Origin of the sequence: Bradyrhizobium sp. Ai1a-2, from assembly GCF_000426245.1 — a bacterium.
GTDB lineage: Bacteria > Pseudomonadota > Alphaproteobacteria > Rhizobiales > Xanthobacteraceae > Bradyrhizobium.
Genome location: NZ_AUEZ01000138.1, coordinates 1 through 10,054 on the forward strand (window position 1 = coordinate 1; position 10,054 = coordinate 10,054).

Annotated in this window: 13 protein-coding genes and 2 tRNA genes; 14 read left to right on the forward strand and 1 reads right to left on the reverse strand. The window is 60.6% G+C overall.

Annotated elements, in window-relative coordinates; translation table 11 throughout:
* Positions 1-278: 278 nt before the first annotated feature.
* Positions 279-854, reverse strand: a complete 576-nt coding sequence (locus K288_RS0140900) for a hypothetical protein (protein WP_152535934.1) — start codon at positions 852-854, stop codon at positions 279-281.
* A gap of 428 nt (positions 855-1,282) precedes the next feature.
* Here K288_RS0140900 and K288_RS53135 point away from each other — a divergent pair, with 428 nt between their 5' ends.
* The 14 genes from K288_RS53135 to K288_RS48470 form a co-directional block, all read left to right on the forward strand.
* On the forward strand, positions 1,283-1,732 hold the full coding sequence (locus tag K288_RS53135; RefSeq protein WP_152535935.1) for a hypothetical protein: 450 nt from the start codon (positions 1,283-1,285) through the stop codon (positions 1,730-1,732).
* A gap of 140 nt (positions 1,733-1,872) precedes the next feature.
* Positions 1,873-1,948, forward strand: a tRNA-Thr gene (locus K288_RS0140905).
* 7 nt (positions 1,949-1,955) lie between these two features.
* Positions 1,956-2,032, forward strand: a tRNA-Met gene (locus tag K288_RS0140910).
* 388 nt (positions 2,033-2,420) lie between these two features.
* Entirely contained in the window at positions 2,421-2,789 is a 369-nt protein-coding gene (locus K288_RS0140920) for a hypothetical protein (protein ID WP_027584587.1), read from the forward strand.
* A 365-nt stretch (positions 2,790-3,154) separates the two neighbouring features.
* Positions 3,155-3,676: a hypothetical protein gene (locus tag K288_RS0140930; protein WP_027584589.1), complete on the forward strand. Its 522-nt coding sequence runs from the start codon at positions 3,155-3,157 to the stop codon at positions 3,674-3,676.
* Positions 3,654-3,998, forward strand: a complete 345-nt coding sequence (locus K288_RS0140935) for a hypothetical protein (RefSeq protein WP_152535936.1) — start codon at positions 3,654-3,656, stop codon at positions 3,996-3,998. The genes K288_RS0140930 and K288_RS0140935 overlap by 23 nt, the downstream gene beginning before the upstream one ends.
* A gap of 108 nt (positions 3,999-4,106) precedes the next feature.
* The gene (locus tag K288_RS50020; protein ID WP_152535937.1) at positions 4,107-4,481 is read left to right on the forward strand and encodes a hypothetical protein; all 375 of its coding nucleotides are present in this window, start codon (positions 4,107-4,109) and stop codon (positions 4,479-4,481) included.
* Positions 4,482-4,705: 224 nt separating this feature from the next.
* Positions 4,706-7,405 carry a hypothetical protein gene (locus K288_RS54425; RefSeq protein WP_027584593.1) on the forward strand — a complete coding sequence of 900 codons (2,700 nt, stop codon included), beginning with the start codon at positions 4,706-4,708 and terminating at the stop codon, positions 7,403-7,405.
* A gap of 13 nt (positions 7,406-7,418) precedes the next feature.
* Positions 7,419-7,733: a hypothetical protein gene (locus K288_RS0140955; RefSeq protein ID WP_027584594.1), complete on the forward strand. Its 315-nt coding sequence runs from the start codon at positions 7,419-7,421 to the stop codon at positions 7,731-7,733.
* Positions 7,733-7,933 carry a hypothetical protein gene (locus K288_RS0140960; protein WP_027584595.1) on the forward strand — a complete coding sequence of 67 codons (201 nt, stop codon included), beginning with the start codon at positions 7,733-7,735 and terminating at the stop codon, positions 7,931-7,933. Before K288_RS0140955 ends, K288_RS0140960 begins: the two co-directional genes overlap by 1 nt.
* Before the next feature lie 39 nt (positions 7,934-7,972).
* Positions 7,973-8,485 (forward strand): hypothetical protein, encoded by a 513-nt coding sequence (locus K288_RS0140965; protein WP_027584596.1) that lies wholly within the window; start codon positions 7,973-7,975, stop codon positions 8,483-8,485.
* Positions 8,482-8,682 carry a hypothetical protein gene (locus tag K288_RS0140970; protein ID WP_027584597.1) on the forward strand — a complete coding sequence of 67 codons (201 nt, stop codon included), beginning with the start codon at positions 8,482-8,484 and terminating at the stop codon, positions 8,680-8,682. Before K288_RS0140965 ends, K288_RS0140970 begins: the two co-directional genes overlap by 4 nt.
* A gap of 8 nt (positions 8,683-8,690) precedes the next feature.
* Positions 8,691-9,107 carry a co-chaperone GroES family protein gene (locus K288_RS0140975; RefSeq protein WP_027584598.1) on the forward strand — a complete coding sequence of 139 codons (417 nt, stop codon included), beginning with the start codon at positions 8,691-8,693 and terminating at the stop codon, positions 9,105-9,107.
* A 15-nt stretch (positions 9,108-9,122) separates the two neighbouring features.
* Positions 9,123-10,054: hypothetical protein (locus tag K288_RS48470; protein ID WP_043162140.1), on the forward strand; the 932-nt coding region annotated here is incomplete at its 3' end.

Here is a 10,054-nt window from a genome sequence, read left to right on the forward strand (position 1 = left end):
AGCCGCCACTGCCTGAACGGACCGGTATCGCCCCGATACTAGGGCAATCCATCAAAACCGCCGGCGTCAACGTGCGGGGAAAATCGCGCTTACGACCAGCAATTACCCCTGGTCCCGCTTGGTCAGGCCCGGTGGGCCGCCCCCACCGGGCCGCGCAGGTCTGTTGCGATCCACGATCATGAGGTAGCGGCCGAACTTCAACACCAGTTGCTGCACCGGCCGAAGCAAAAGCCGCTCTACGAGGCATAGGGCGGCTTATCTCCTCATAGGGAGGCCAACTACCCGCTCGCAGCACTGTTAATTTTGGCAATATCCTTACTGAGGTAGTAGGCACCGTAGACAGCGGTGAAAATAGCGGTAAAGGCAGTAACAAAGGCAACGGCAGCACTCAGCACCAACCACGCAGGTGGCGTTGTTGCCGCTGGCGCTAGGCAGGCGGCGAGGGTCGCTGCCAACACGCCTAGATACGCAAAGCTCCCGCCCGCGCCGGCCAGTGTGATCAGAGCGGCGGGACCCGCTATGAGCACGGCTGGCGGCACAAACGTCGCAACGGCAAGCGAAACCGTTAGTCCGGTCAGCATTCCAATGGTGATGTTTATGGCTGTGAGCAGGGCGCTTCCGCTGCTTCCACATCCTCCCCCAGTACAGCCCGATGAAACCAAACCGGCGGCGGCTACCAAGTTCGCAAGTGCCAAACCGACGAAGACAATGGTTGTCACCGTACCGCCGACTGATTTGAAGGCGGTAAGGAGGCTCTCTGCATTCTGGATCGCGGTGAGAAGCATGATAGAGGCGGTAATGACAGCCAATTCCGCCAAGAGCAAGAACACGCCGATCGCATTTCCATCGCACATTTTGAGCCTCCAAGGCTTCAACCGCTTGGTGCCTCGGCCAATCCAGCGTCCGCGCGATGACCGCGGCCTATCTCGATGCGGGGAACGAGATCATCGCCACATTAACTCGGACCGCACTGAGCGCATGTAATGTAGTTCACGAACTCCTCTAGCCGAATTGTCGCATGGGCGACGATCGTTCCTCTTCCGTCGTGGCTGGTTGTGCGTAAGGAGCGTGGTGAGGTGATGCCGTGGATGCACAGGTCTGACGGGCGGACAGGAAGGCGGCCCAAGCCCTCCGCTCCGGCCGCCAAGCGACCCGGCTCGGTCAAATGCGCTGACCTATGGCGTCACAAACTTCTTCGATCTTCGGGTGAACTGCATCACATTTACAAGAGTGCAGCATGGCTAGGATTGTCGCCTCATGTCGAAAAGCGAGGAGCAAAGCCATGTTGAAAGCTTCGTGGTTTGCAATGGCGCTTACGCTCTGTTGCGCACTTGGATGGTCGTCGGCGCATGCAGCCAACCGGTTTACTGTCTGGGGGGATGTGTGGGAGGCTGTCTGGGGAAGGGTGCTGTCTAGTGGAGACTCTGCTGCTACTAAAGCTGCTGAACAAGCCGCTGCTAAAGCTGCTGCTAAAGAAGCTACGGAAGAAGAGCGTTTGGCAAAGCTTGCTGCAAAGAGCAGCGGTGTGTCGATTAAGAACGGGAAAATCCTTCTCGATCGCCCAATTAGGATTACCCTACCTGATGGCACGAAAGTGGAGCAGAGCGAGTTTGATATCAAGACGGTCCATCAATGGCTGGGTACAGGGTCAGCGGCATGCCTCGTTGTGGAAAGGTGCCGGAGAAAACTAGACGAAAATAAGAAGGCATCGTCCGGCGCGATGCAAGAATGATAAGCTAGTTGAGGCTAATTACTTCGCGGACCTGATACTATCGTTGTCGATCCGACGGCAACGCAGCGCGATGCTGCGATCTCGTAGCTTTGTTCGTGTGGCCGCCGCAACAGGCGGCCTTTTTTTCAACGTCAACTCTTGCCCGGCGTAGCTCAACCGTAGAGCAACCGCTTTGTAAGCGGTGGGTTATGGGTGCAATTCCTGCCGCCGGCTCCAAGTTTAACGTAGGGTAGAGCAGTCTGGTAGCTCGCCGCGCTCATAACGCGGAGGTCGCGGGTTCGAATCCCGCCCCTGCAACCAATAAGTTCGGCGGCCGGTGACTATCGGCTTGACGGCGTTTGCGGTTCTCATTCGTGCGGTTAGCTCCCGCGTTGATGATGCGACTGTGGTGCGCGTGACGCCGACGGATGGATAAACCCCGAAAGGGGCGGCGATCGACTTCGATGGATGCGGTACATCTGTCCGCCGCCCGCGGGGCTTCTGTCTGAGGGTCGGGGGAACTCCGGCCGGTTAGCGTGAGGGCAGACTATCGCCCGATTGCGCCGCAAGGCGCGGTTGGAATCGGCTTCCAGAAAGATGCGCTGTGGCCCGGCCCGCTCGCCTGTCTCTTGGACGGGTGGCTGGCGAGTTTTCATACCATGCAAGTGCATCATCCCACGCAAATTATCAATGAGGAGAAGGCCGGCAAATGAAGAAAACCATCTATGTGTGCGATCACTCGCACAGAGAAATCGATCCTGATCACGATGTGCTCGGGGTTTCCTGCACTATCAGTCAGCCGGGCCGCGAGCCAATCACGTTCGGGCCGATTGATCTCAGCCAATCGTGCTTCATGGATGCGGTACGGGCTGCGCGGTTCGCGTTCACGGCCGCGCCGGCACCGGCCAAGCCGCCTGTCAGCCAAGGCGGTGTTGGCAGCCTTGCCAGCGCGGGCAGCCTTCACGGCCATGTCGAGCCGCTGCCGTCCAAGACGCCTGAGTCGAGCCTTGACGAGATTGCCCGGCAGATCAACGCGCATCTTTCGGTGGATCGGCCGGGAAAGGTGGGTGAGCGGTGAGCAGGGCGTTTAGGATCGACTCGCAGGAATGGCGTGCGCTTTTCATCTCGAACATGCAACGGCTCGGTGAGTTCATCGGCGGGACGAATATCCTCACTGCCGATCAACTGGCACCGCTCAACGATCACATGGACCGCTGCAAGCTTCTCGCCTCTGCATGGTCCGCTGCCTGCATTGCGGAAGCCAACGAGAGAGGGCGCGGCGGCGGGCCGCGTCCTACTGAGCCGGTGACGGAAACGGCTCCTGTCGAGGCTCCGCAAGAGCCTGGGCGAGAGCCCGTGACGGCAAAGCGCAAAGGTGGCTGGCCCAAGGGCAAGCCGCGGACACGTCAGAAACCGCGCCAGATCGCGGAATAGGGGAACATCATGGGATTGAATATCGACGGGGATAAGATCGATGGCGGCGTTCGATTGGAGAATGCCGATGTAGAAACGGCCAAGTGCGCGATGATGTTCGCGCAGGCCGTCTCAATGAAGCGGATCGCGGACGAATTGGTCACACTGCGGACGCTGCTCACGCAAGCGGTCGCCGAAGTGCTGCCACTGCTGCATCCGATCATGATGGTTCGGCCTTCTGAGCCCTTGCAAGATGATTACAAGGGCGGCGGCATCGACTTGAAGGTGGCGGCCGATCTGCTCAACCCTACGGGCTACACGATTGCCGGACTGCGCGATGCGCTGATGCCAGCGTTGGGGCATTTCAAGCTCGATCACGTCGTCTCTCTTGGGGATGGCGGGGCGCTCAACATCGTCGAATGGGGCACACTCACGCCGACGCTGCTAAAGATCACGGCGGAAGAGGCGCGCAACGGATCATGGCGGACGCGCTGGCATCGCTTCATCGTCGCGCGGAAAGGGGCCGGCAATGGCTATGATGCTGCCCATTAAAACGCTGAACGATATCGCCAACGTCGTTTCGCCCGGCGTGTGGGCGATGGCCGATAGAGCGCGAAGCGACGGCGTCCCGATCAGCCGGGTAGATGTCAGGGCTGCCTATGAGCACGACGCTGTGATGCTCGTTGTCGAGCACAAGCTGTTCGATCGTTACGACGTGAACGGCGAACAATGGAAGCCCGTACTTGCAAGCCGGCTGAACGCCGCGTTGCGCCTTTTACATCGCATGCCGCAAGCGAAAGCCCTATGTGTGGATCGTCGCCGATTGACCGCACGCGGTGAGCGGGCGCGCAAGAGCAAGGCGAGGCCAAAGTGAAGGAATGCGGCTGTGATTACGCTTCGATTTTGTGACGGTGATAGCCTCGCGACGCTTGCAATCCGAACGGCCGAATACGGCTTTTGGGCGAGCCATGTCGAGGCGATCATGCCGGAAGGCACTGCGCTCGGTGCCTATCTTGACCGCGGCGTGCAGGAACGGCCGCGCGACTATGACAAGGGCACGTTCTCGCGCGAGATGTTCGTCCAGATCGATGTCGCTCCCGATGTCGCCGATCGGTTCTATACCTTCCTGCGTAAGCAGATCGGCGAACCCTACGACACTACGGCGGTGCTCGCCTTCGTCACCGGCCGCGACTGGCGCGAACCGGACTCGTGGTTCTGTAGCGAATTGCAGGCGGCGGCTCTCGTTGAATGCGGCTGGTTCGCCGCACCGCTCGCGACCGAATTTAGCCATATCACGCCGCGCGATTTGCTCTTGATCGTCTCGGGCCGCGTCCCTGTTAGCAAGGTTGCGGCCTGATCGGCCATGACCGCGCTATTCGAGGCTTACAGGTCGCTTAGGCGAGGCAATAGGGCGCTTCGTCAGGAGCTTGCGTTATTCGAGGGCTCGCCGTGGAACGTCTCCTCGGCGGGTGTCTCAAGGGCCGTAAAGGGCCATACGATGCTTGTCCGCCCTGGCGAAACTGGCGCTGAGATTCTGATCTCCTATCCGGACGGGCACTCGAAAACCTACGTGAGTTAGTAATGGCGTCTCCCTTCGCTGCGTCGGTCTTGCCGGTTGCCCGGCCGGACGATGAAAAGTCGCGCTTGCCCGCGGTGTCAATCGATCTCGGCTCGGAAGTGCCGACGACGACGGTACAGGATGGCGCTGCGGTCACTGAACTGCCCGACGGTTCGGTGGCGATCGACCTTTCGGGACGCGCTGAACCGGCGACGCCTATTGACGACAAGTTCAACGCGAACTTGGCTGAGAAGATGAGCGATGGCGATCTCGCGCAGATCGCAACCGAATTGCTCGAAGGCATCGGCCGCGACGACGAGTCGAGGTCTGAACACCTCGAAATGCTATCTGAGGGCATCAAGCTTCTCGGGCTCGTGATCGAAACGACAACGACGACAAGCGTCACGTCATCGGCTCCGCTTGAGGGCATGTCCACGGTGCGGCATCCGCTGCTGCTCGATGCCTGTCAGCTTTTCCAGGCCAACGCGAACGGCGAATTGCTGCCTGCTGGCGGGCCTGTGAAGGTGCGCGACGATCGGCCGAAGAAGCCAAAAGACGCGGACATGCTCGGGCACAACGGCGGGCCTGCGTTGAATGGCGGCATTAACCCGTTTGCAGCCGCGGGAGCGCAGGGTGCTCCTCAACAGGCTTCGCCGGGTAGTCCCCAATCCCCTCCCGGCGTTGGCGCTCCCGGCAGTGGTTCCCCGCCTCCTCCCCCTGCTGCCGGGGGTCCGCCTGCTGCTGCACCACATCCCGCGCCGCCTGCGGCTGGCGCTTCGCCTGGCGCTCCCGCTCCGCAACAGCTTCCGATGCCGGCCATGCCGGTCATTCCGGATGAGGAAGAGGAGCGCGATGCGGTCGAGGACGCGCTTGAAAAGGACATGAACCACTATTTGACGGTGGTCGATAAGGGCTATGTCGCCGATTCCGATCAGATGTTTTTCAAGACCGGTTTTGGCGGGCTCGGCGTGAAGAAGGTCTATCATGATCCGCTGAAGCGCCGGCCGCTCTCGCGCTCGATCAATGTTGAAGACTTTATCGTCTCCAAGGATGTGAGCGATTTGGACGATGCGGAGCGGATTACGCACCGGATTCGCATGCCGAAGGCGACAATGCGCCGGATGCAAATCGTCGGCGCTTACCGGGATATCGATCTCGGGCAGCCGACGCTCCAATCCGACGCGCCCAATCAGGTCAAGCAGACCAAGGAAGAGGTTTCCGGCGTCAAGCAAAGCACCGACCCGCGCGACCTCGATTTTGAGGTGTACGAGTGCTATTGCCTGCTCGATCTCGATCAATTCGCGCCGAAACAGTTCAGGGGCAAAAAGCTCCCGCTGCCCTACAAGGTCTCGATTGAGCGCACCACTGAACGAGTCCTCGAAATCCGCCGCAACTGGCGGAAAGAGGATGAGGAGTGTTTGCCGAAACAGCATTTCGTCGATTTCCCGTACATGCGGGCGTTCGGCTTCTACTGCATCGGCCTTCTGCATCTGCTCGGCAACACCACGAAGGCGCTTACGGCGTTGTGGCGCGAGTTTTTGGATGCGGGCATGTTCGCGAACTTCCCCGGCTTCCTGTATCTGAAGGGCGCTGGCCGGCAATTGACCAATCAATTCCGCGTTGCGCCTGGATCGGGCGTCGGAATTGATGCCTCTGTCGAGGACATCCGCGCCGCGGTGATGGCGCTGCCGTACAAGAACCCGGATGCGGCGTTCACGCAATTCGTGCAGCATGTCGAGGAGTTGGGGCAAAAGCTCGGCGGCACCGCTCAGACGATGGTCGCCGAAGGGCGCGCTGATGCGCCGGTCGGAACGACGCTGGCGCTCATTGAGCAGGCATCAAAACCGGTGAGCGCGGTCAACAAGCGGCTGCATTCTTCGCAGGCGCGCGAGTTCGATCTGCTGAAAGAGCGCTTCCGTGAGGACCCGGAAGCGTTCTGGCGCTTCAACAAGAAGCCCGCAATGCAGTGGGAAAAGGAAGTCTTCCTCAAGGCGCTGGAAGATTTCGAGATGGTTCCGGTGGCAGACCCGAACAATCCCACGAAGCTCCATCGTATGGCGAAGGCGGAAGCCTATCGGCAGATGGTGACTTCCGCGCCGACGGTGTTTGACCCGAAAAAGGCCATTCTCAAATACGCCGATGAGATGGGCATCGAAGGTGTCGAGGCAACGCTTGCCCCGCCGCAACAACCGCAACAGCCGCCTGTCGATCAGGCCAAGCTCGCCGACGTGCAGCAAAGGCATGCCAAGGCGCAGTTGGACGCGCAGAACGCCGCGCAGGAACGGCAGGCCGATATCGTGAAACAACAGCGTGAACTCGCTGACAACGAAGCGGAGCGGCAGAACAAGCTCCAAATCGCGCAGATCGGGCAGGGGACCGAACGCCTGCGGCTCGCGTCCACGGTGGCAATCCATGCCGACGACTTAGACGAAGCGCAGCGGGCGGCAAACATCAAGATCGCGTCGGATCACGTCGCGCAGGCCCACGGGCATGCGGATGCTTTGGAAAGGGCGCAGCAACAGCATGCGCATCGGCTCGCCGAAGGTGGAATAGCGCACCAGCGGGCACAGCAAGCCGCGGGAGAGGCACACGAAAGGGCAAAGGACATGGCAGAGCACAATGCCGCCATCGCTCCCAAGCCGGAAGCCGGGCCGGTCGGCGCTCTGCCGAAGAAGGCCAAGCCGAAGAAAGGCAACGCCAATGGCAAGAAACCCAAACCCTGACGCCGGGGCCGATATGGCGATGATTAAGCGGATGCTGAACGGCGGTGAACCGCAGGGCGGCGGTCCCGACGCCTCGGAGGATGCTGGCCTGTTTGAGCGCGTCATGAATGGCAAAGATGCAACACCTCAGATCCTCCACCCGGACGAAGCTGCCGACAAGCGCCAGATCGACCGCGAGTTGGACGGTCGCGGCGATGTCACCCGTACCGATCCGTCTGTCCATTCCTGGCAGACACTGCAACAGGGCGAACCGTGGGGCTCGGTGCCGCTCGAAAGAACGCTCCGGAAGCCGGATGCGTATTACCCCGCAAGGAAAGGGCCGAAGTGATGAGGCACGTCAAACACACTGGCGAGTCTGTTCGTCGCACCGAAGAGATGCGCCGTCAGATGAGCAACAAGAAGGGCTTCGCCTCGGGCGGGCGCGTTGCGTCTTACCCGGACATGGAAGCTGGCGCGGGCTCGGGCGAGGGCCGGCTTGAGAAAACGGAGAAGTACGGCAGCAACGCGCGCAAGGGGGCTCGCGATTGATGGAGGCCGCCGTTCTTTCAAGGGAGCGAGGGAAGAGGCATGAATATTTCACCGAACGAAATCCCGAAAGGGATTGATTATCAACTCGTCACCGTGGCTGTCCTCGGTGACGAGTCGTTTTCGCAGTTGGCGGAAATGGAAAGGTCCGGTTGGCGGCGTGTGCCGCGATCTCGGCATCCATCTATCGAGAGCGATGACTCGGTGTGGCTGGAACGGGGCGGTTTGGCGCTGGTCGAGCGTCCGGTCTACCTGACGGAACGGGCTCGCGAGTTCGAGAAGGCAAAAGCCGACGCACAGATTATCGATGCGATCGGCGGCCTTCACGATGCCGCTATGATTGCTGGAACGGCAATGAGCGGTATGGGCGAGGTGCCGATTGGTGATGCGATGGTGAATCGCTTCTCGCATCCGAAATCGACCGCGCGCGTACTTGATCCGAAAGCCCCGGCGATCGTCGCCAAGGGCAAACGCAAGAACATCCGCGAGTTCGCGACGCTGCATACGTGGCGCTTCAAGAACTGGATCGGAAACAAGATCGCGGGGCGCAAATGAGCGCCCTTCACGACGTGAAGCTGGCCGAACGTCTCTCAGGCTGGCTCGATAGCGCGGATGACATGGTCGTAGCGACCATGGCATCCGGCAACATCTCCGATTGGGGGCAGTACCAACGCAAGATCGGGTATCGCAAGGCGATCTCCGATTTCCGGACGGTGCTGAAAGAGAGACTCGAGGAACTGTTGAAAGAGTGAGGCGGGACATGATTGTCACGAATGCGGCCGAACGCTTGTCGCGTGCGGAGGATCAAAAAAACGAAATGCTGGCGGCGGTGGGCGATCTCTCGAAGATCAACTTGCTTCATAATCGCGTGCTGGTCGGCATCTACATCGAACCGGAAATGACCAAGGGCGGGATTATCCTGTCGGCCGGTCGCGTCAAGGAATCGGTGTGGCAGGGCTCGGTTGGCCTGGTGCTCAAGAAGGGCAACACGGCTTTCAAGGATGAGCCCGAGAGCGGGACCTACTTCCACGGGCAAGACGCGCAGATTGGCGAGTGGGTGGTTTTCCGCCCTGGCGACGCGCGCCGCGTCCAAATCAACGGGGTTGATTGCCGCATGGTCGAGGACTCGCTGCTCGATATGGTGGTGGATGATCCCAACATCATCACGCACCGCTAATAGGAGGGCGGCAACATGGCGTTGAAAGCGCTGAAAGACGAAAAGGACATCGCGGCGGTGCCGCTGGATGAGCCGGTCATGATCGAACTGCCGATGGGCGTTGACGACGCTGGCGGCGACATCGAACCCGGCGACAAAAAGAAGCCGGCGAAGGTCGAGCGCCGCGACGATGGCAGCAAGACGCTCGAAGAACAGCTTGAAGCGGCCTTGGAAGCCCAAAAGAAAGACCGTGAGCGCGCAGATCGCGCGGAGCGGGAAAGGGCGCAGGCTGAACGCGTCGCCAACCAGCGGGCCGCGGAAGTCGAGGAAGCACGCAAGCGCAGCAACGCGCTCGAAAGCGATGTGATCTCGGGCGGCCTGAAAGCGGCTCAGAACGAGCTTGCGGCGGCAAAGGCAGAATTGGTCCGCGCGGGCGAGGCCGGCGACTACACGGCGATGGGCGAGGCGAATTCGCGCATCGCTCGCGCGCAGAGCCAGATTGTGAATCTCGAAGGCGGCGCAGCCGAAATCGAGGAGCGCAAGACGGTCGAGAAGCGGACCGAACCGCAGCAACAGCAACGGCAGTTGTCATGGTCGGAAAGCGTGCAACGCAATCCGAACTTGATGACCGTGGAAAAGGACTGGATGATCCAGCACGAAGCGGATTTCCGCGACGCCGATTTCAACCGCAAGCTGGAAGCCGCCTATCAGGGCGCGCTCGGCAAGGGTCTTGTCCGCGGCTCCGACGAATATTTCGACCATATCGAGCGCGCAACCGGGCTCAAGAACGAGCGCCGGCAAGAGCGCGACGACAACGACGAAAGGGAAGTGAACGTGTCGGCTCCTGTTTCACGAAGCGAACGCCGCGGCGACGGCTCTTTTGTCTCGCGGTCAAGCACCGTGACGCTGACGCCGGCTCAACGCGAGATGGCCCACAACATGGGCCTGACCGATGTTGAATACGCCAA

Coding starts and splice junctions, on each gene's coding strand:
- K288_RS0140970 (WP_027584597.1), top strand. CDS start 8,482: ATGAGCGCCCTTCACGACGTGAAGCTGGCCGAACGTCTCTCAGGCTGG.
- K288_RS0140930 (WP_027584589.1), top strand. CDS start 3,155: ATGGGATTGAATATCGACGGGGATAAGATCGATGGCGGCGTTCGATTG.
- K288_RS0140955 (WP_027584594.1), top strand. CDS start 7,419: ATGGCGATGATTAAGCGGATGCTGAACGGCGGTGAACCGCAGGGCGGC.
- K288_RS0140935 (WP_152535936.1), top strand. CDS start 3,654: ATGGCTATGATGCTGCCCATTAAAACGCTGAACGATATCGCCAACGTC.
- K288_RS50020 (WP_152535937.1), top strand. CDS start 4,107: ATGCCGGAAGGCACTGCGCTCGGTGCCTATCTTGACCGCGGCGTGCAG.
- K288_RS0140960 (WP_027584595.1), top strand. CDS start 7,733: ATGAGGCACGTCAAACACACTGGCGAGTCTGTTCGTCGCACCGAAGAG.
- K288_RS0140975 (WP_027584598.1), top strand. CDS start 8,691: ATGATTGTCACGAATGCGGCCGAACGCTTGTCGCGTGCGGAGGATCAA.
- K288_RS53135 (WP_152535935.1), top strand. CDS start 1,283: ATGTTGAAAGCTTCGTGGTTTGCAATGGCGCTTACGCTCTGTTGCGCA.
- K288_RS0140965 (WP_027584596.1), top strand. CDS start 7,973: ATGAATATTTCACCGAACGAAATCCCGAAAGGGATTGATTATCAACTC.
- K288_RS0140900 (WP_152535934.1), bottom strand. CDS start 854: ATGTGCGATGGAAATGCGATCGGCGTGTTCTTGCTCTTGGCGGAATTG.
- K288_RS54425 (WP_027584593.1), top strand. CDS start 4,706: ATGGCGTCTCCCTTCGCTGCGTCGGTCTTGCCGGTTGCCCGGCCGGAC.
- K288_RS0140920 (WP_027584587.1), top strand. CDS start 2,421: ATGAAGAAAACCATCTATGTGTGCGATCACTCGCACAGAGAAATCGAT.